We start from the raw sequence: 20,339 nt of genomic DNA, 5'->3' as shown, positions 1-20,339 counted from the left end.
GCGGGGGAGGGAAGGGGCCCGCGGCGAAGCCGTGGGAAGGGTGGGGGCAACACCCTGCGAGCTTTAAGAAGCCCCCTCCGGCACCAGCACCTTTCCGCAGATGTCCCGTGCCTTCTCGAACCGGTCCGGCGCGGCGGAGCGGGCCAGCAGCCCTTCCCCGAAGATGAAGGAATAGAACAGATAGGCCCGCGCGAAGGCGTCGTCGGAGTCCAGCCCCAGGCCGGCGAACAGGTCGGACACGCAGCGCAGGCGTTCGCGGTCGACCTCGGCCACGATCTCCGACGCGCGGGGATCGCGGCGCGCCCAGTCGCGCATCGCCAGCTCGATGGCGATGCCGCGCGGGTTGCTGCTGCCGCCATACAGCGACAGCACGTAGCGCAACCCCTCGGCGGGCGTGCGGCCGTCCAGCCGGGTCTGCGCCTTGATCGCCTCGATGCGGCCGGTCTTCCAGCCCTCCAGCATCGCCTCCACCAGTTCCATCCGGTCGCGGAAATGCCAGTAGAAGCTGCCCTTGGTCACCTTCAGCCGCTTGGCCAGAAGCTCGACCCGCACCTGCTCGACGCCGCCCTCCGCCAGGGCGGAAAAGGCGGCGGACAGCCAGGATTCACGGTTCAGCGTCTTCGCTTCCATCGGCAACTCTCCGGAGACCATACGGCAGCGTATCGAGTCGCCGTTGGCCTGTCCACAATCCGCCGGGCGGAACGAGCGCCGAACCTTATACGGATTTGACCGGAGAGGGGAAGCCGGGCGCGCCTCAGCGCCCCTTTGCCGCGGTGAACAGGTCCTTGTGGGCGTCGCGCAGCAGGTTCTTCTGTACCTTGCCCATGGCGTTGCGCGGCAGCTCGTCCATGAAGAAGACGCGCTTGGGCACCTTGAAGTTGGCGAGCTGCTCCTTGCAGACGGCGATCACCGCGGCCTCGTCCGGGGTGGCGCTGCCGGGCTTGCGCAGGACGACGGCGGTCACCGCCTCGCCGAAGTCGGGGTGCGGCACGCCGACCACCGCCGATTCGACGACGCCGTCGATGCCGTCGATGACCGTCTCGACCTCCTTCGGGTAGACGTTGAAGCCGCCGGAGATGATGAGGTCCTTGGCCCGCCCGACGATGTGGACGTAGCCGCGCCCGTCCACCTTGCCGACGTCGCCGGTGATGAAGAAGCCGTCGGGCTTGATCTCCTGCTTCGTCTTTTCGGGCATCCGCCAATAGCCGGAGAACACGTTCGGCCCCGCCACCTCGATGATGCCGATGTCGTCGGTGCCGAGGCTGGCGCCGGTCTCCGGATCGACCACGCGCACCGAGACCTCCGGCAGCGGGAAGCCGACGGTGCCGGGGATGCGGTCGCCGTCCAGCGGGTTGGAGGTCAACATGCCGGTTTCGGTCATGCCGTAGCGCTCCAGGATGGCGTGGCCGGTGCGGGCGGAGAACTCCTTGTGCGTGTCGGCGAGCAGCGGCGCCGAGCCGGAGACGAACAGCCGCATGTGGGCCGTCGCCTCCCGCGTCAGGCCGGGATGGGCGAGCAGTCGGGTGTAGAAGGTCGGCACGCCCATCATCACCGTGGCGCGCGGCAGCAGTCCCATGACCTGCTCCGCATCGAACTTCGGCAGGAACAGCATGGAGGAGCCGTTCAGCAGCACGCAGTTGGTCGCCACGAACAGGCCGTGCGTGTGGAAGATCGGCAGGGCGTGCAGCAGCACGTCGTTCGGCTGGAAGCCCCAGTACTTGTGCAGCGTCAGCGCGTTGGAGCCGAGGTTGCGGTGGCTCATCATCGCGCCCTTCGACCGCCCGGTGGTGCCGGAGGTGTAGAGGATCGCGGCGAGATCGTCGGCCTCGGCCGGGACGGTCGCGAAGTCCGTGCCCTTGCCGGCGGCCTGCTCCGGCAGCGTGCCCTCGCCATGGGTGCCGAGCGTCAGCAGATGGGCGACCTTGGCCTTGTCGGCGACCTCGCGCAGCGCGTCGGCGGATTCGGGGCGGGCGACGAAGACGTGCGGCTCGGCGTCGGTCAGGAAATACTCGACCTCGGCCTTGGTGTAGGCCGGGTTCAGCGGCAGGAAGACGCCGCCCGCCCGCACGGTGGCGAGGTAGAGGATGATGTTCTCGACCGACTTCTCCACCTGCACGGCGACGCGGTCGCCCTTCTTCAGGCCGAGGTCGGCGAGCAGGTTGGCGTAGCGGCCGGTCAGGGCTTCGAGGTCGCCGTAGGTGACGGTGCGCGCGTTGGCGGTGCCGGGCTCGGTCTCGGCGAAGGGGCGGCTGCGGTTCGCCGGAAAGCGGGAACGGAACAGCTCGAACAGATTGCCACCCACTTCGGACATTGTGATTCCCTCCATGCATCCGGTGATCCGGTGTCCAGGGTTTAGCACAGGCGCATGCCGTCGGCCACCGCTTTGTATACCGAAGGCCGGTCTATTGTATTTCATTTCCGCCCATGATGGACACGAACTCGGTGAAGATGTCGATCTGGATGGTCACGTGCCGCCGCATGGCGGCGTAGGCGGCCTCCGGGTCGCCGGCCAGGATCGCCTCCACCACGTCGTCATGCTCCGTGAAGCTGTCCTTGACGCGGTTGGGGTGGTTGAGCTGGTAGCGGCGGTAGGGGGCCAGCCGGGCGAACAGGCCGCGCGCGATCTCCTGCAGCGGCTCGTTGTGGCTGCCCGCCTGGACCGCCTCGTGGAAGGAGCGGTTGACCGCGTAATAGGCGTCCAGCTCCCGCGTTTCCATATGCGCCTTCGAGGTGTCGTGCAGGCGCTTCAGGGCCTGCTTCTCCTCCTCCGACATGCGGCGGGCGGCGAAGCGGGCGCACAGCCCCTCGATCTCCGACATCACCTCGAACATCTGCACCATGCGGTGCAGTTTCAGCGGCGCCACCACCGCACCCTGGCGCGGCTGCTTCTCCACCAGCCCGGCGTGGACGAGCTGGAGGATCGCCTCGCGGATCGGGGTGCGGGAGATGTTGAAGCGCTGGGCAAGGCTTTCCTCGTCCAGCCGCGTTCCGGGGCGCAGGCGGCCCAGGAAGATGTCCTCCTCGATGGCGAGCCGCACCTCGTCGGCGCGGGTGGCACCCTTGTCCGTGGTCTTGCTGGCGGCAATCCGGTCGCTCATCCCGAGCGTGTCCCCTTCCTCGTCCGCGGCCTTCCGCCGCCCCTCTCTGTGTATACAAGAGATGGACATCGCGTATCCAGCATGATAGTCCTTCCCCCCCAACAATGAGAACCGGAGATCCGTCCTGGGCTCCGGGCCACTGCGGTTCTGGGGAGGATGCGCATGGATTTTGCGCTTTCGGAGGAGCAGCAGGCGTTCCGCGACACGGCGCGCGACTTCGCGCAGCAGGAAATGGCGCCGAACGCCGCGCATTGGGATGAGAACAGTGTCTTTCCCGTCGACACCTTGCGGCAGGCCGCCGCCCTCGGCTTCGCCGGGATCTATGTGGGAGAGGAGTTCGGCGGCTCCGGACTCGGGCGGCTCGACGCGGCGGTGATCTTCGAGGAGCTGTCGGCGGCCTGCCCGTCCACGGCGGCCTACATTTCCATCCACAACATGGCCTCCTGGATGATCGACCGCTTCGGCAACGCGGAGCAGCGCGAGCGCTTCCTGCCCAAGCTGACGACCATGGAGCATTTCGCCAGCTATTGCCTGACCGAGCCGGGGGCAGGGTCCGACGCCGCCTCGCTGCGCACGCGGGCGGAGCGGGACGGCGACCATTACGTGCTGAACGGCTCGAAGGCCTTCATTTCCGGTGGCGGCACGTCGGACGTCTATGTCTGCATGGTCCGCACCGGCGAGCCCGGCCCCAAGGGCATCTCCTGCATCGTCGTGGAGAAGGGCACGCCCGGCCTGTCCTTCGGCAAGCAGGAGCACAAGCTGGGCTGGAAGAGCCAGCCGACCTCGGCGGTCATCTTTGAGAACTGCCGCGTCCCCGTCGCCAACCGCATCGGCGAGGAGGGGGAGGGTTTCCGCATCGCCATGAAGGGGCTGGACGGCGGCCGCCTGAACATCGCCGCCTGCTCGGTCGGCGGGGCGCGCTTCTGCCTGGAGCAGGCCATCGCCTACACCACGGAGCGCAAGCAGTTCGGCAAGCCGCTGAACGCCTTCCAGGCCCTGCAGTTCAAGCTGGCCGACATGGCGACGGAACTGGACGCCGCCCGGCTGATGCTGCACCGTGCCGCCGCCAGCCTCGACGCCGGCTCGTCGGAGGCGACCGCCCATTGCGCCATGGCCAAGCGCTTCGCCACCGACGCGGGGTTCCAGGTGGTGAACGAGGCGCTGCAGCTTCACGGCGGTTACGGCTACATCAAGGAGTACCCGATCGAGCGGATCTTCCGCGACCTGCGGGTTCACCAGATTCTCGAAGGCACCAACGAAATCATGCGCGTCATCATCGCCCGGCATCTGACCGGCGGCTGACGGCAGAAAAATAAGACGGCATCAAAAAGACGAGGGGAAACGCTATGGCGACGATCGCCTTTATCGGGCTGGGCAACATGGGGGCGCCGATGATGCGCAACCTGCTGAAGGCCGGCCACACCGTCCTGGCCTTCGACCTGTCGGAGACCGCCTGCACCGCCGCGCGCGACGCCGGCGCCACCATCGCCACCGGCCCCGGCGCCGCGGCGGGGGAGGCCGAGGTGGTCGTGACCATGCTGCCCGCCGGCAAGCATGTCCGCGAGGTCTACACGGCACCCGACGGCATCATTGCCAAGGCCAAGCCGGGCAGCCTGTTCATCGACAGTTCCACCGTCGATGTGGACAGCGCCCGCGCCGTCGCCGCGGCGGCGGAGGCGGCGGGCCACGCGATGGTCGACGCGCCGGTGTCCGGCGGCGTCGGCGGGGCCGAGGCGGCGACGCTGACCTTCATGGTCGGCGGCAGCGACACCGCCTTCCGCCGCGCCGAACCGATCCTGTCGGCAATGGGCAAGGCCATCGTGCACACCGGCGGGCCGGGCAACGGTCAGGCGGCGAAAATCTGCAACAACATGATCCTCGGCATCTCGATGCTCGGTGTGTCGGAAGCCTTCGCGCTCGCCGAGAAACTGGGCCTGGAGTCGCAGAAGCTGTTCGACGTGGCCTCGAAGTCGTCGGGCCAGTGCTGGTCGCTGACCAGCTATTGCCCGGTGCCGGGCCCGGTCCCGACCTCGCCGGCCAACCGCGACTACCAGCCGGGCTTCGCCGCGGCGCTGATGCTGAAGGATCTGAAGCTGGCGGTGGAGGCCGGGCAGAGCACCGGCAGCCCGCTGCCGCTGGGCGGCGAGGCGGCGCAGATGTACGCGCTGTTCTGCAACGCCGGCTTCGGGGGCAAGGACTTCTCCGGCATCGTCAATCTGCTGCGCGGGAAGCCGTAAGGGCGGTTACGGAGCCCCCTCCCTAACCCTCCCCCGCTTCGCAGGGGAGGGGACATTTCCCTCCTTCCCCTGCGGCCGGGGAGGGGGCAAGCGCCTCTCCCTCAATCCGCCTGCTGCATGACGATGGCGTCGGACGCCCGGCCGCGGAAGTGGATGTTGCCGTCGCCGTCCAGGAACGCCCAGTCGCCGGTCAGGTAATAGCGGCGGCCGTGGCGGAAGCGGGCGGCGGTGCGTCCCGGATCGTTGGCGTAGGCGTCGAACCAGAAGAGCGGCGAGGACTCCACGTCGATGGCGATCTCGCCCGCGCCGCCGACCGGCGCCTCGCGGCCCTGCGGGTCGAGGATGACCACGCGGAAACCGGGCAGCGGCCGCCCCAGCGAGGAATCGGCGGTGCGGTCGGCGTGGCCGGGATCGTAGCGGTTCATCATGAAGATGCCGGTCTCGCGCTGCCCGTACTGGTCGAGCAGGGGGACGCTGACCACCCGGTTGGCCCAGCCGATCAGTTCCGGCGGCAGCGGCTCGCCGACCACCGACAGGATGCGCAGCGCCAGCTTGTGCGGGCCGCCCTCCGGATCGGCGCTGTGCCAGGCGCGGATCTGCGATGGCGCGCAGGTCAGGTTGGTGACTCCGAACTTCGTCAGCATCCGGTAGCCCTGCCGCACGTCGTAGGGGCCGTCGCAGAAGATCGTCGTGCGCCCGAGCAGCAGCGGCCCGACCAGCCCGTAATAGGCGCCGTAGGCCCAGCCGGGATCGGCCATGTTCCAATAGATGTCGTCATCGCGCAGATCGAGGCCGATTCGCATGTACTGCTCGATCCCGGCCAGAGCCATCACGGGCAGCGAGACGCCGAGCGGCTTCGGCTCCGCTTCGGAGGTGTACATCAGCGCAAAGGCGTCGCGGTCGGCGTAGCGGGCGATGTCGGGCAAGGGGACCGATTCATGAAGGGCCGACCAGAAGGGCACCGCGTCGGCACCGGGACCGAAGGCCTCGTCGCCCTCCACCATCACCACCGGGCGGCTGTTGTCGCGCGGAATCTTGCGGCGCAGGAAGCCGGTGGTGACGATCGCCCGCGCCTCGCTGTCGGCCAGCCGGTAGGCGACCGCGGCGGCGGAGTAGGTGGTGAAGAGCGGCATGTAGACACCGCCGAGCCGCCAGATCGCCAGCGCGGCGATCAGCAGCTCCGCCCCCTTGGGCAGCAGCACCGCCACCCGGTCGCCGCGCCCGACGCCGAGGCCGCGCAGCACCGCGGCGAAGCGCGCCGAATCGCGGGCCAGCCGGGCGAAGCTCAGCTCCGTCGTCTGGCCGGCGACGCTCTCATGCAGCAGGGCGGCGCGGGCGCCGTCGGCGCGGGCGTGGCGGTCGCACAGCAGATCGGCGAGCGGGATCGTCTCGCCCTGGTAGTCCGGACGCAGGAAAGCGGTCGGCTGCACGGTGGCCGGGCCGGCTGCTGCCGCGTCGCCTTCGGGGCGGTGGCGGGCAGCGGCGATTCGGCCCAGCGAATCCAACTCCGGGCCCAGATGGTAACGACGGCTGCGCGGGTCCTGGTCGATGAAGCGCTCCCGCGCCAGTGCGGTCAGCAGCCGGTGCGCGGTCGCCTTGGACAGGGCGGTGTCGCCCATCAGGTCGGCCAGACGCGCGCCATCGGCCCCATGGGAGGCGACGGCGCGCAGCAGGGCCAGCGCGCGCTCCAGGCTTTGCGTGCCGCCGGATGCTCCGGCAGGGGCGGTTTCGGTGTCGGAATCGGGCCGGGTCATGATGGGGTCCATATTATGGACCTTCGAGCCGGATGTCGCTCCAAAAAACATGCATACACGGAATGTCCGTGTTGAAAACGGTGCGCATCACAGGCTATAGTTCAGACGTTGCACAAAGGACGGTCCACAATATGGACCAGTTCGCACGGCCAACGATCCGTCGAACGATAAAAAGGCAGTTCCACAGCAACGGAGGAGGAAATGTCAGGCGCGCCCGTCGCATCGCCACGCGGTTACGCCCATCCGGCCGACGCCACCCGCGCGGCCTCCCCATCGGACACCATCTTCGAAGCCCGGGGCGTGTCCTTGCGCTTTGGCGGCGTGCAGGCGCTGACCGACGTCGGTTTCAGCATCCGCAAGGGGGAGCTGTTCTCCATCATCGGCCCGAACGGTGCGGGCAAGACCTCCATGGTCAACTGCATCTCCGGCCGCTACCGGCCCACCGACGGAAAGGTCTATTTCAAGGGCCAGGACATCACGGGCATGACGCCCAACCACCGCGCCTCGCTCGGCATCGGGCGCACCTTCCAGAATCTGGCGCTGTTCGGCCACATGACGGTGCTCGACAACATCATGGTCGGGCGGCATCACCTGCTGAAGAACAATTTCTTCACCGGGTCGCTCTATTGGCTGACCGGCGCCCGCAAGGAGGAGCTGGCCCACCGCCGCGAGGTCGAGGAGATCATCGACTTCCTGGAAATCCAGCATGTCCGCAAGGCCACCGCCGGAACGCTCTCCTACGGCCTGCGCAAGCGGGTGGAGCTGGCCCGCGCCATCGCGCTCAAGCCCGACCTGATCCTTCTGGACGAGCCCATGGCGGGCATGAACCTGGAGGAGAAGGAGGACATGGCCCGCTACATCGTCGACCTGAACGAGGAGTTCGGCATGACGGTGGTGATGATCGAGCACGACATGGGCGTCGTGATGGACATCTCCCACCGCGTGATCGTTCTGGAGTTCGGCAAGAAGATCGCCGAGGGCACGCCGGAGGAGGTCCTGGCCGACCCGCGCGTCAAGCGCGCCTATCTCGGCGAGGACGACGAGGAGGACGAGGCCGTGGCCCCGCCGCCCAAGCAGGAGGTCGCGTGATGTCCCTTCCTGATATCAAGGTCAACGACACGCTGCCGAAGCTGCTGACCCTGCACGCCCGCGAGCATGGCGGCGACGTCGCCATGCGCGAGAAGGATTTCGGCATCTGGCGCGAGTTCACCTGGGCGGACATGCACGCCCGCGTGCGCGCCTTCACGCTCGGCCTCATCAAGCTCGGCGTGGAGCGCGGCCATGTGGTGGCCCTGCTCGGCGACAACCGGCCCGACTGGGTGATGGGCGAGATCGCCGCCCACGCCATGGGCGCCATGAGCCTGGGCATTTACCGCGACGCCATGGACGAGGAGGTCGCCTACCTCATCACCTACGCCGATGTGCACGTCATCTTCGCGGAGGACGAGGAGCAGGTCGACAAGCTGCTGAATCTCGGCGAGCGCCTGCCGACGCTGAAGCACATCATCTACTCCGACCCCCGCGGCATGCGCAAATACAGCGATCCGCGCCTGATGGAAGCGTCGGAGCTGGTCAAGCTGGGCAACGCGCTGCACGCCGAGAAGCCGAACCTCTACGAGGAGCTGGTCGGCGCGACGCGCGGCGACGACGTGGCGGTGCTGTGCACCACGTCCGGCACCACCTCGAACCCGAAGCTGGCGATGCTGCCGGCCGGGCGGCTGATCCGCCACGTCGCCAGCTACCTGTCGGTGGACCCCAAGGGGCCGACCGACGAGTATGTGTCGGTGCTGCCGTTGTCCTGGATCATGGAGCAGATCTACGCCGTCGGCATGGGCATGGTGTCGCGGATGCGCGTGAACTTCGTCGAGGAAGCCGAGACGATGATGAACGACTTCCGCGAGATCGGGCCGAGCTTCGTGCTGTTCGCCCCCCGCCTGTGGGAGCAGATCGCCGCCGACGTGCGCGCCCGCATGATGGACGCCTCGCCCTTCAAGCAGAAGATGTACGATTACGGCATGAAGCTGGGGCTGGAGGCGCTCGCCAACGGAACCCGCTCCGCCGTCGCCGACCGCATTCTCTTCGCAGCGCTGCGAGACCGCCTGGGCTTCACCAACCTGAAGTCGGCGGCGACCGGCGGCGCCGCGCTCGGCCCCGACACCTTCAAGTTCTTCCAGGCGCTGGGCGTGCCGCTGCGCCAGATCTACGGCCAGACCGAGACGATGGGCGCCTACACGGTGCACCGCTCGGACGACGTGGATTTCGATACGGTGGGCGTGCCCTTCGACGATGGGGTGAAGGTCAAAGTGATCGAGCCCGACCAGAACGGCATCGGCGAGATCGTCGTCAGCCACCCCAACATGTTCGCCGGCTACTACCGCAACGAGGCCTCGACCACGGCGGACCTGCGCGACGGCTGGATGCACACCGGTGACGCCGGCTTCTTCGACAAGAAGGGCCATCTGGTCATCATCGACCGCATCAAGGACATCGCCACCACCAGCAACAACGACCGCTTCAGCCCGCAGTACATCGAGAACAAGCTGAAATTCAGCCCCTACGTGGCCGAGGCGGTGATCCTGGGCAACAAGCGGCCCTACCTGTCGGCGATCATCTGCATCCGCTTCCCCATCGTGTCGAAGTGGGCGGAGAAGAACCGCATCGCCTTCACCACCTATTCCGATCTGGCGTCCAAGCCGGAGGTCTACGAGCTGCTGCGCCAGGAGGTGGAGCGGGTGAACGCAACGCTGCCGGAGTTCCAGCGCATCACCAAGTTCCTGCTGCTCTACAAGGAGCTGGACGCCGACGACGGCGAGCTGACCCGCACCCGCAAGGTGCGGCGCGGCGTGATCGCCGAGAAGTACGGCGAGATCATCGACTCCATCTACGCGGGCCAGCCGGCCATCGACGTGGACACCACCATCACCTTCCAGGACGGCACCAAGCAGCGCATCCGCACCGTGCTGAAGGTGGTCGACCTGCTGCCCACGCCGGCCAAGAAGCCGGCGCAGGCTGCGGCATGAGGGTGTTGCGGATTAATCACCCTCTCCCCTCCGCTCACGCGCAAACGAAGTTTGCGCTGACGCGACAGGCGGACCTTCGGTCCGCCGAAAGCGGGGAGAGGGTCGGGGTGAGGGGGTCCGGCAACAGCCGAATCTCCGGGTCCCCCATGAACCCCCTCACCCTAACCCTCTCCCCAGAGGGGAGAGGGAACAAAGACGAGGCCACGCCATGACCTTGCTCTTCCAGCTTCTCGTCAACGGACTGATCGTCGGCGCGCTGTACGGCGTCGTGGCGATGTCCTTCGTGCTGATCTACAAGGCCAGCCGCATCGTGAACTTCGCCCAGGGCGAGTTCCTGCTGATCGGCGCCTGGACCTGCTGGTGGCTGCTGACTTCCTGGCAGTTGCCCTTCTGGATCGGCTTCCCGATCACCCTGGCTTTCATGCTGGTCTTCGGCATCGTGCTTCAGGTCGTCGTGCTGCGGCCGATGATCGGGGAGCCGATCATCTCCGTCATCATGGTCACCATCGGCCTGTCGATCTTCTTCCAGGCCATGATGAAGTGGATGTTCGGCGTCTTTGCCAAGCCGTTCCCGACCATCTTCGCCAGCCCGACTGTGAACATCCTCGGGCTCGACGTGCAGACCGTCTATGTGATGAGCCTGGTCATCTCGCTCATCATCATGGCGGGCTTCGGCTGGTTCTTCAAATACTCGCGGATGGGTCTGGCGATGCGGGCGACCGCCTTCGACCAGCAGGTGGCGCAGTCGCTGGGCATTTCCGTCCGCCACATGTTCGCGATGAGCTGGGCCATCTCCGCCATGGTGTCGGCGGTGGCCGGCGTCACCGTCGGCGTCGTCAACGGCGTGTCCTCCGCGCTCTCCTTCTTCGGCATCAAGGTCTTCCCGGCGGTCATCCTCGGCGGGCTGGACAGCGTGGCCGGGGCGGTGCTGGGCGGGCTGATCGTCGGCGTGCTGGAGAATCTCGCGCACTACCTGGACAGTCAGTGGCTGAACTGGGGCAACATGTACGAGATCGCCCCCTTCTACGTCCTGATCGTCATCCTGATGATCAAGCCCTACGGCCTCTTCGGCACCAAGGACATCGAGCGCGTGTAAGGAGCGGCCGCAACCATGGCGAACATCAGTCTCATTCCCTGCGGCGACTTCAAGACCCGGTACGCCGCCGACACGACCATCTTCCCGACCAAGACCAGCCGCAACTTCGCGATCCTGGGCGTGGCGCTGCTTCTGCTCTGCCCGGCCTTCATGGACCGCTACTGGCTGAACCTGTGCATCCAGATCGGCTATCTCGGCATCGCGGCGCTGGGGCTGAACATCCTGGTCGGCTTCACCGGCCAGATCTCCATCGGGCACGCCGCCTTCTTCGGCTTCGGCGCCTTCTCGTCGGCGTGGCTGTCGAACAGCTTCGGCATCCCGGTGGCGCTCGCCATCCCGCTGGCCGGCGTGATGACCACCGGGGTCGGCATGCTGTTCGGCATCCCGGCGGCGCGGCTGAAGGGCCTGTACCTCGCCATCGCCACCCTGGCGGCGCAGTACATCCTCCAGGACTTCTTCTCGCGGGCGGACTGGTTCACGGGGGGAACCGCCGGCACCATCGCGGAGCCCTTCACCCTGTTCGGCTACGCTTTCGACACCGACGAGAGCTTCTTCTACGTCGTGCTGGTCTATGTGGTCGTCATGTACATCCTGGCGACCAACCTGATGCGGTCGCGCGACGGGCGGGCGCTGGTGGCGGTGCGTGACCATTATCTCTCCGCGGAGATCATGGGCATCAACCTGACCAAGTACCGCACCATGTCCTTCGGCATCTCGTCCTTCTACGCCGGCATCGGCGGCGCGCTCTACGCCCACTACCTGCAGTTCGTGTCGGTGGAAGGCTTCACGATCCTCTTCTCGATCCAGTTCCTCGGCATGATCATCATCGGGGGGCTGGGCTCGATCATGGGGTCGCTGATGGGCACCGCCTTCATGGTGCTGCTGCCCGAGGTGATGCAGGCCATCACCACGGCGCTGTCCGGCACCGCCATCGACGCCGCGCTGAACCTGAGGGAGGCCATCGCCTTCCTGCGCGAAATGGCCATCGGCCTTGTGATCATCCTGTTCCTGGTCTTCGAGCCGGACGGGCTGGCCCACCGCTGGAAGCAGATCAAGGCCTACTGGAAGCTCTACCCGTTCTCGCACTAAAGCCCTTCTCGCGCATCGGCTTCTGAAAAACATAACGACTGGGAGAAAACGCACCATGACCATGAAGACCGTCCTGCTGGCGTCCGCCGCCGTCGTCCTGCTCGGCACCGGGGCCGCCAACGCCCAGAAGATTCCGGTCGGCCATCTCGCCGACCAGTCCGGCGCCACCTCGGACGTGGGCGTGCCCTTCGGCCAGGGCGTTGCCGACGCACTCGCCTACATCAACAAGAACGGCGGCGTCGGCGGCACGACAATGGACGTCGAGACGGTGGACTACGGCTATCAGGCGCCGCGCGCCATCAGCCAGTACAAGAAGTGGTCGTCGGGCAGCGGCAAGGTCGCGGCCATCCAGGGCTGGGGCACCGCCGACACCGAGGCGCTGACCGGCTTCGTCGGCAAGGACGAGATCCCCTACTATTCCGGCTCCTACTCGGGCCACCTGACCGACCCGACCGGCAACGGCCCGCACGGCTCCAAGCCGGCGCCCTACAACTTCTTCTACGGCCCGTCCTACTCCGACGGCCTGCGCGCCATGCTGATGTGGGCGGCCGAGGACTGGAAGACGAAGGGCGGCTCGGGCAAGCCCAAGTACGTCCACATGGGCGCCAACCACCCCTACCCGAACGCCCCGAAGGAAGCGGGTGAGCAGCTCGCCAAGGAGCTGGGCTTCGACGTGCTGCCGGCGGTCCAGTTCGCCCTGACGCCGGGCGACTACACCGCCCAGTGCCTGACGCTGAAGCAGGCCGGCGCCAACTACGCCTATCTCGGCAACACGGCCGGCTCGAACATCTCCGTCCTGAAGGCCTGCCAGACGGTCGGCGCCCAGGTGCAGTTCATGGGCAACGTCTGGGGCATGGACGAGAACGCCGCCAAGGCCGCCGGCTCCGCCGCCAACGGCGTGATCTTCCCGGTGCGCACCGCGGCCATCTGGGGCGGCGACGCGCCGGGCATGAAGATCGTCAAGGAAATCTCCAAGGTCTCCGACGCCGCCGGCACGGCCTACCGTCCGGTGCACTACGTCTCCGGCATCTGCTCCGCCTTCTACATGAAGGAAGCGATGGACTGGGCGAAGCAGAACGGCGGCGTGACCGGCCCGAACATCCGCAAGGGCATGTACCAGAAGAAGGATTGGGTGCCGGCGGGGCTGGAGGGCGTCTGCGTGCCGTCAACCTGGACCGAGACCGACCACCGCGGCATGGACAAGGTCAACCTGTACCGCGCCAACGTGTCCGGCGACACCGGCGGCTCGGTGGACGAGCTGGTGAAGGCCGGCACGATCAAGCTGGAGAAGATCGCCACCGTCGACGTCCCGCGCAAGCCGGAGTGGCTGGGCTGGTAAGCCGGACCGCCCCCGCCGTCGCCGTGAAAGGCCGGCGGCGGGGGCACCCGTCCCGTCTCACTGCATCAGGTGCCGCATCATGAACGCCGCCACCGCGACCGCCGCGGTCACTCCCGCCAGCGCTCCGGCGCCGGTTCCCGGCACGGCCAAAGCGCCGCTGCTGTCCGTCAACAACATCGAGGTCGTCTACAACGACGTCATCCTGGTGCTCCGCGGCCTCAGCCTGGAGGTGCCGGAGGGGGAGATCGTCGCCCTGCTGGGCGCCAACGGCGCCGGCAAATCGACGACGCTGAAGGCCATCTCCGGGCTGCTGAAGACCGAGGACGGCGAGGTCACGCGCGGCGACATCTCCTTCGCGGGTGAGCGCATCAACGGCATCGATCCCGACAAGATCGTCCGGCGCGGCATCTTCCAGGTGATGGAGGGCCGCCGCATCATCGGCGACATGACCTGCCAGGAGAATTTGCGCCTCGGCGCCTTCACCCGCCGCGACGGCGGCGTGAAGGACGACATCGAGATGGTCTATCACTATTTTCCCCGCCTGAAGGAACGCACCGGCCTCGCCGGCTACCTGTCGGGCGGCGAGCAGCAGATGCTGGCCATCGGGCGCGCGATGATGGCGCGGCCGAAGCTGATCCTGATGGACGAGCCGTCCATGGGCCTGTCGCCGCTGATGGTGAAGGAGGTCTTCAGCATCATCCGGCAGATCAACAAGGACCTGGGCGTCACCATCCTGCTGGTCGAGCAGAACGCCCGCATGGCGCTCCAGGCGGCGACGCGCGGCTACATCATGGAGAACGGCAAGGTCGTTCTCGACGGCACCGCCGAGGAGCTGCGCAACAACGAGGACGTGAAGGAATTCTACCTCGGCGGTGGCAACGAAGAGCGCAAGAGCTTCAAGAATCTCAAGAGCTTCAAGCGCCGGAAGCGCTGGATTTGAACGTTTCCCTCTCCCCTCCGCTCACGCGCAAACGGAGTTTGCGCTGACGCGACAGGCGGACCTTTGGTCCGCCGAAGCGGGGAGAGGGTGGCCCGAAGGGTCGGGTGAGGGGGTTGCGCATCGCGGAACGTCCGGCACACGCGCAACCCCCTCACCCTGACCCTCTCCCCAGAGGGGAGAGGGAACAAGAAAAACAGCCGGGAGGCATCGGTGTCCGACACTTACGATCAACTCGAAACCCGCTCCCCCGACCGGCGCGAGGCGGAGCTGTTCGCGGCGCTGCCGGCGCAGATCGCCCACGCCAAGGCGAACGCGCCCTATTTCACCCGCCTGCTGGCCGATGTGGACCCCGCCGCCGTCCATGACCGAGGGGCGCTCGCCGCGCTGCCGGTGACGCGCAAGTCGGACCTGATCGCGCTGCAGAAGGAGGCGCCGCCCTTCGGCGGGATGACCACGGTCGCCATCGGGCGGCTGGCCCGCGTCTTCGCCTCGCCCGGCCCGATCCACGATCCGGAGGCCCACGGCACCGACCCCTGGCGCACCGCACGGGCGCTCTACGCCTCGGGCATCCGCGGCGGCGACCTCGTCCAGAACTGCTTCGCCTATCACCTGACCCCCGCCGGCTCGATGTTCGAGACGGGGGCGCACGCGCTGGGCTGCGCGGTCATCCCCGCCGGCGTCGGCAACACCGAGATGCAGGCCCAGGTGGCCGCCCATCTCAAGCCGCGGGCCTACATCGGCACCCCCGATTTCCTGAAGATCATCCTGGAGAAGGGCGACGAGCTGGGGCTGGACCTGTCCTCCATCGCGATCGGCCATCTGACCGGCGGTCCCTTCCTGCCGGACGCCCGCGCCTATTACGAGGGGCGCGGCATCGCCGCCTACCAGAGTTACGGCACCGCCGACCTCGGCCTCGTCGCCTATGAGACGACGGCCCGCGCCGGGCTGGTGGTGGAGGAGGGCGTGATCGTCGAGATCGTCCGCCCCGGCACCGGCGACCCCGTGCCGGAAGGCGAGGTGGGGGAGGTCGTCGTCACCACCTTCAACCAAGCCTACCCGCTCGTCCGCTTCGCCACCGGCGACCTGTCGGCCGTGCTGCCCGGCGAGAGCCCCTGCGGGCGCACCAACATGCGGCTGAAGGGCTGGATGGGCCGCGCCGACCAGACCACCAAGGTCAAGGGTATGTTCGTCCACCCGCAGCAGATCGCCGAGGTGCTGCGCCGCCACCCGCAGATCGGCAAGGCCCGCCTCGTCGTCGGGCGGGAGGACGCCAACGACACCATGACCCTGCGCTGCGAGTCGCCCGAGTCCGGCGAGGCTTTGGCGGCGTCGGTGCGTGAAACTCTGGCCGCCGTCACCAAATTGAAGGGTGTCGTGGAGTTCGCGGCCCCCGGCAGCCTGCCCAACGACGGCAAGGTCATCGAAGACGCCCGCGCCTGAGCGCCGACGATACCCGAAAACAACGATAACCGACCCGATACACACGAGGACCTTTTTGCCATGAGCGTCAGCACCGACCTCCAGCTCGACCCCTTCGCGCTCGCCAGGGAGCTGTCGGGCAAGCATTTCTTCGGCGGCGACTTCCGCCCGGCCTCCTCCGGCAAGGGCTTCCCCGTCGTGAACCCGGCGACCGGCGAGACGGTGGCCGAGGCCGCCTTCGGCGAGGCGGCGGACGTCGATGCCGCGGTGGCCGCCGCGGTGGCCGCGCAGAAGGAATGGGCCAAGCGCCCGGTGCGCGAGCGCGGCAAGCTGGTCGCCGAATGCGGGCGCGTGCTCGACGCCCACAAGGAGGAAATCGCCAAGCTGATCGCGCTGGAGACCGGCAAGGCGCTGCGCACCGAATCGCGCGTCGAGGCCGGCGTCCTGTCCGACGCCTTCGTCTTCTTCGGCGGTCTGGCGCCGGAGCTGAAGGGCGAGACGGTGCCCTTCAACCCGTCCATGCTGACCATGACGGTGCGCGAGCCGGTGGGCGTGGTCGGCGCGATCATCCCGTGGAACGTGCCGCTGCTGCTGATGGCGCTGAAGATCGCCCCGGCCATGGTCGCGGGCAACGCCGTGGTGGTGAAGTCGGCGGAGGAGGCGCCGCTCGCCGTTCTGCGCGTCGTGCAGCTGATCAACACGGTGATTCCGGCGGGGGTGGTGAACATCCTGTCGGGCTACGGCCCGGAATGCGGCGCCCCGCTGGTGGCGCACAAGGACGTGAAGAAGGTGACCTTCACCGGCTCCGTCGAGACCGGCAAGATCGTCTACAAGACCGCCGCCGAGAAGCTGATCCCGGTGACGCTGGAGCTGGGCGGCAAGAGCCCGATGATCGTCTGCGGCGACGCCGACCTCGATCAGGCCATCGCGGGCGCCATCGCCGGCATGCGCTTCACCCGCCAGGGCCAGAGCTGCACCGCGTCGTCGCGCATCTTCGTCCATGACAGCATCCACGACGCCTTCGTGGAGAAGCTGAAGGAGAAGGTGAACGCCATGAAGATGGGCGACCCGCTCGACGAGTCGACCGACATCGGCACCATCGTCTCGCCGCAGCAGCTCGACCGGGTGCAGAGCTACATCGCCATCGGCAAGGAGGGCGGGGCGACCCCGCATGTCTGCTCGGCCATGCCGTCCGATCCGATGCTGACCAAGGGCCTGTACGTTCAGCCGCACATCTTCACCGGCGTGAAGAACAGCGATCGCATCGCGCAGGAGGAAATCTTCGGCCCGGTCTGCTGCGTCATCCGCTGGACCGACTATGAAGAGGTCATCGCCCAGGCCAACGACACCGAATACGGCCTCGCCGCGACGATCTGGACGCGCGACCTGAGGGTGGCGATGGACGCGGTGCACCGGCTGGAGGCCGGATTCGTCCAGGTGAACCAGAATCTGGTCGTGCAGCCGAACCTGTCCTACGGCGGCGTGAAGTCGTCGGGGTTGGGCAAGGAAGCCTCGCTGGAGGCGATGCTGGAGCACTTCACCCACAAGAAGACGATCATCATCAACATGAAGTGATGGCTTTCTGTCCCCCTCTCCCCTCCGCTTACGCGCAAACGAAGTTTGCGCTGACGCGACAGGCGGACCTCTGGTCCGCCGAAAGCGGGGAGAGGGTTAGGGTGAGGGGGGTGTGCGTGTCGGGACGTCCGGCAAAAGCGCATCCCCCTCACCGGCCCTTCGGGCCACCCTCTCCCCGGAGGGGAGAGGGCTAGAAGGCCTTGCCACGCCCATTTCCATACGCTACCGTACGGCTCCATACGTCGCCGTATGGCGGGAACGAAGAACAGACCTCCGGGGGGAGCGCCAACACCATGCTGTCGAACCAGTATCCGACCCTGAACTTCGACCTCGGCGAATCCGCGGACATGCTGCGCGACACCGTGCGCAGCTTCGCCGCCGACGAGATCGCGCCCCGCGCCGCCGAGATCGACCGCACCAACGAGTTCCCGAACGAGCTGTGGCGGAAGTTCGGCGACCTCGGCGTGCTTGGCATCACGGCGGAGGAGGAGTACGGCGGCGCCGGTATGGGCTATCTGGAGCATGTCGTGGCGATGGAGGAGATCTCCCGCGCCTCGGCGTCGGTCGGCCTCAGCTACGGCGCGCACTCCAACCTCTGCGTCAACCAGATCCGCAAGAACGGCACGGCGGAGCAGAAGACCCGCTACCTGCCCAAGCTGATTTCCGGCGAGCATATCGGCGCGCTTGCCATGTCGGAGCCGAACGCCGGGTCCGACGTGGTGTCGATGAAGCTGCGCGCGGAGAAGCAGGGCGACCGCTACGTGCTGAACGGTACGAAGATGTGGATCACCAACGGGCCGGACGCCGACACGCTGGTGGTCTACGCCAAGACCGACGTCAACGCCGGCCCGCGCGGCATCACCGCCTTCCTGATCGAGAAGTCCTTCAAGGGCTTCTCCGTCGCGCAGAAGCTCGACAAGCTGGGCATGCGCGGCTCCAACACCGGCGAACTGGTGTTCGAGGACTGCGAGGTGCCGGAGGAGAACATCCTGGGCGGCGTCGGGCGCGGCGTGAACGTGCTGATGTCCGGCCTCGACTACGAGCGCGCGGTGCTGGCCGGCGGGCCGCTCGGCATCATGCAGGCCTGCATGGACGTGGTGGTTCCCTACCTGCACGACCGCAAGCAGTTCGGCCAGCCGATCGGCGAGTTCCAGCTCATGCAGGGCAAGCTGGCCGACATGTACACCATCATGAACGCCGCCAAGGCCTACGTGTACGCCGTGGCCAAGGCCTGCGACCGCGGTGAGACGGCCCGCAAGGACGCCGCCGGGGCGATCCTCTTCGCCGCCGAGAAGGCGACCTGGATGGCGCTGGAGGCCATTCAGACTCTGGGCGGCAATGGCTACATCAACGAATACCCGACGGGCCGCCTGCTGCGCGACGCCAAGCTCTACGAGATCGGCGCCGGCACCAGCGAAATCCGCCGCATGCTGATCGGGCGCGAGCTGTTCAAGGAAACGGCCTGAGGAAAACGGCGCAAGGCCGGAGGGAAGGGAAAGAGCATGACCGATACCGTTGTCATCGCGGGCGCCGCCCGCACCCCGATGGGTGGCTTTCAAGGCGACTTGCAGGGGCTGACCGCGCCGCAACTCGGTTCCGCCGCCATCAAGGCCGCGCTGGAGCGCGCTCGCGTGAAGCCGGACGCCGTGGACGAGGTGTTCATGGGCAACGTCCTGCCCGCCGGCCTTGGGCAGGCGCCGGCCCGTCAGGCGTCGCTCGGCGCCGGGATACCGGAGGCTGCGGGCTGCACCACCATCTCCAAGGTCTGCGGGTCGGGCATGAAGGCGGTGATGCTCGCCACCGACCTCATCAAGGCCGGCTCGGCGGAGATCATGGTGGCCGGCGGCATGGAGAGCATGTCCAACGCTCCCTATCTCCTGGACCGCGCGCGCGGCGGCTACCGCATGGGCCACGGCCGCGTGCTCGACCACATGTTCCTCGACGGGCTGGAGGACGCCTACGACCGCGGGCGCCTGATGGGCACCTTCGCGGAGGAATGCGCCACCCACTACCAGTTCACCCGCGAGGCGCAGGACAACTACGCCATCGAGAGTCTGAACCGCGCCCGTCGCGCGACCGAGGACGGCAGCTTCGTCAAGGAGATCACCGCGGTCACCGTCAAGGGCCGCAAGGGTGATACGGTCGTCGAGAAGGACGAGCAGCCGCTGAAGGCCGACCCGGGCAAGATCCCGACGCTGAAGCCCGCCTTCGCCAAGGACGGCACGGTGACGGCGGCCAACGCCTCCTCCATCTCCGACGGTGCGGCGGCGCTGGTGCTGACCACCCGGTCGAACGCGGAGAAGCTCGGCCTGCCCATCCTGGCGGAGATCAAGGCCCACGCCAACCATGCCCAGGCCCCGGCCTGGTTCACCACCGCACCCGTGGGCGCGATCAACAAGGTGTTGGAGCGTGCCGGCTGGTCGGCCAAGGACGTGGACCTCTACGAGCTGAACGAGGCCTTCGCCGTGGTCGCCATGGCGGCGATGCGCGAACTCGACATCCCGCATGACAAGATCAACGTGCATGGCGGCGCCTGCGCGCTCGGCCATCCGATCGGTGCTTCGGGGGCGCGCATCCTCGTCACGCTGCTGGCGGCGCTGGAGAAGAACGGGCTGAAGCGCGGCGTCGCCTCGCTGTGCATCGGCGGTGGCGAGGCCACGGCGGTGGCGGTGGAGTTGGTGTAAGAGCAGAGTGTTGCCCCCACCCTAACCCTCCCCCGCTCACGCAGGGGAGGGGACCAATCTCCCTCCCCTGCGAAGCGGGGGAGGGCCG

General features: G+C 67.5%; 16 protein-coding genes. 12 read left to right on the top strand and 4 right to left on the bottom strand.

Annotated elements, in window-relative coordinates:
* Positions 1-63: 63 nt before the first annotated feature.
* The 3 genes from DXK32_RS28850 to DXK32_RS28840 all read right to left on the bottom strand — a co-directional run bounded on the left by DXK32_RS28850 (position 64) and on the right by DXK32_RS28840 (position 3,098).
* Positions 64-630 (bottom strand): TetR/AcrR family transcriptional regulator, encoded by a 567-nt coding sequence (locus DXK32_RS28850; RefSeq protein ID WP_114861644.1) that lies wholly within the window; start codon positions 628-630, stop codon positions 64-66.
* 124 nt (positions 631-754) lie between these two features.
* Complete coding sequence (locus tag DXK32_RS28845) at positions 755-2,311, bottom strand: malonate--CoA ligase (RefSeq protein WP_114861643.1); 1,557 nt, start codon at positions 2,309-2,311, stop codon at positions 755-757.
* A gap of 91 nt (positions 2,312-2,402) precedes the next feature.
* On the bottom strand, positions 2,403-3,098 hold the full coding sequence (locus DXK32_RS28840) for a GntR family transcriptional regulator (RefSeq protein WP_114861642.1): 696 nt from the start codon (positions 3,096-3,098) through the stop codon (positions 2,403-2,405).
* A gap of 162 nt (positions 3,099-3,260) precedes the next feature.
* Between DXK32_RS28840 and DXK32_RS28835 the strand changes: the two genes are divergently transcribed.
* Both DXK32_RS28835 and mmsB read left to right on the top strand, forming a co-directional pair.
* Complete coding sequence (locus DXK32_RS28835) at positions 3,261-4,400, top strand: isobutyryl-CoA dehydrogenase (RefSeq protein WP_114861641.1); 1,140 nt, start codon at positions 3,261-3,263, stop codon at positions 4,398-4,400.
* Positions 4,401-4,444: 44 nt separating this feature from the next.
* Positions 4,445-5,335 carry a 3-hydroxyisobutyrate dehydrogenase gene (mmsB, locus tag DXK32_RS28830; RefSeq protein WP_114861640.1) on the top strand — a complete coding sequence of 297 codons (891 nt, stop codon included), beginning with the start codon at positions 4,445-4,447 and terminating at the stop codon, positions 5,333-5,335.
* Positions 5,336-5,436: 101 nt separating this feature from the next.
* Here the strand turns inward: mmsB and DXK32_RS28825 are convergent, their stop codons facing one another.
* Entirely contained in the window at positions 5,437-7,089 is a 1,653-nt protein-coding gene (locus tag DXK32_RS28825) for an AMP-binding protein (RefSeq protein WP_114861645.1), read from the bottom strand.
* Positions 7,090-7,290: 201 nt separating this feature from the next.
* Here DXK32_RS28825 and DXK32_RS28820 point away from each other — a divergent pair, with 201 nt between their 5' ends.
* The 10 genes from DXK32_RS28820 (at position 7,291) to DXK32_RS28765 (ending at position 20,251) form a co-directional block, all read left to right on the top strand.
* Entirely contained in the window at positions 7,291-8,178 is an 888-nt protein-coding gene (locus DXK32_RS28820) for an ABC transporter ATP-binding protein (protein ID WP_014241713.1), read from the top strand.
* Positions 8,178-10,109 (top strand): long-chain fatty acid--CoA ligase, encoded by a 1,932-nt coding sequence (locus DXK32_RS28815; protein ID WP_114861639.1) that lies wholly within the window; start codon positions 8,178-8,180, stop codon positions 10,107-10,109. Before DXK32_RS28820 ends, DXK32_RS28815 begins: the two co-directional genes overlap by 1 nt.
* Before the next feature lie 208 nt (positions 10,110-10,317).
* On the top strand, positions 10,318-11,205 hold the full coding sequence (locus DXK32_RS28810) for a branched-chain amino acid ABC transporter permease (RefSeq protein ID WP_114861638.1): 888 nt from the start codon (positions 10,318-10,320) through the stop codon (positions 11,203-11,205).
* Positions 11,206-11,220: 15 nt separating this feature from the next.
* Positions 11,221-12,294, top strand: coding sequence for a branched-chain amino acid ABC transporter permease (locus tag DXK32_RS28805; protein ID WP_114861637.1), 1,074 nt, complete (start codon positions 11,221-11,223; stop codon positions 12,292-12,294).
* 55 nt (positions 12,295-12,349) lie between these two features.
* A complete protein-coding gene (locus tag DXK32_RS28800; protein WP_114861636.1) occupies positions 12,350-13,633 on the top strand; it encodes an ABC transporter substrate-binding protein in 1,284 nt (427 codons plus the stop codon).
* Positions 13,634-13,712: 79 nt separating this feature from the next.
* Positions 13,713-14,573 carry an ABC transporter ATP-binding protein gene (locus DXK32_RS28795; RefSeq protein ID WP_109469031.1) on the top strand — a complete coding sequence of 287 codons (861 nt, stop codon included), beginning with the start codon at positions 13,713-13,715 and terminating at the stop codon, positions 14,571-14,573.
* 210 nt (positions 14,574-14,783) lie between these two features.
* The gene (locus DXK32_RS28785) at positions 14,784-16,013 is read left to right on the top strand and encodes a phenylacetate--CoA ligase family protein (RefSeq protein ID WP_114861635.1); all 1,230 of its coding nucleotides are present in this window, start codon (positions 14,784-14,786) and stop codon (positions 16,011-16,013) included.
* A 60-nt stretch (positions 16,014-16,073) separates the two neighbouring features.
* Positions 16,074-17,567, top strand: coding sequence for an aldehyde dehydrogenase family protein (locus DXK32_RS28780; RefSeq protein ID WP_114861634.1), 1,494 nt, complete (start codon positions 16,074-16,076; stop codon positions 17,565-17,567).
* Between the two features lie 293 nt (positions 17,568-17,860).
* Positions 17,861-19,033 (top strand): isovaleryl-CoA dehydrogenase, encoded by a 1,173-nt coding sequence (locus tag DXK32_RS28770; RefSeq protein ID WP_014241705.1) that lies wholly within the window; start codon positions 17,861-17,863, stop codon positions 19,031-19,033.
* Positions 19,034-19,069: 36 nt separating this feature from the next.
* A complete protein-coding gene (locus DXK32_RS28765; protein ID WP_114861633.1) occupies positions 19,070-20,251 on the top strand; it encodes an acetyl-CoA C-acyltransferase in 1,182 nt (393 codons plus the stop codon).
* The last annotated feature ends 88 nt before the right edge of the window (positions 20,252-20,339 follow it).

The sequence above is a fragment of the Azospirillum brasilense genome (assembly GCF_003349955.1).
Taxonomy (GTDB): domain Bacteria; phylum Pseudomonadota; class Alphaproteobacteria; order Azospirillales; family Azospirillaceae; genus Azospirillum; species Azospirillum brasilense_B.
Note: the sequence above shows the minus strand (reverse complement) of the source record. Positions and strands in the feature narration are given on the sequence as shown.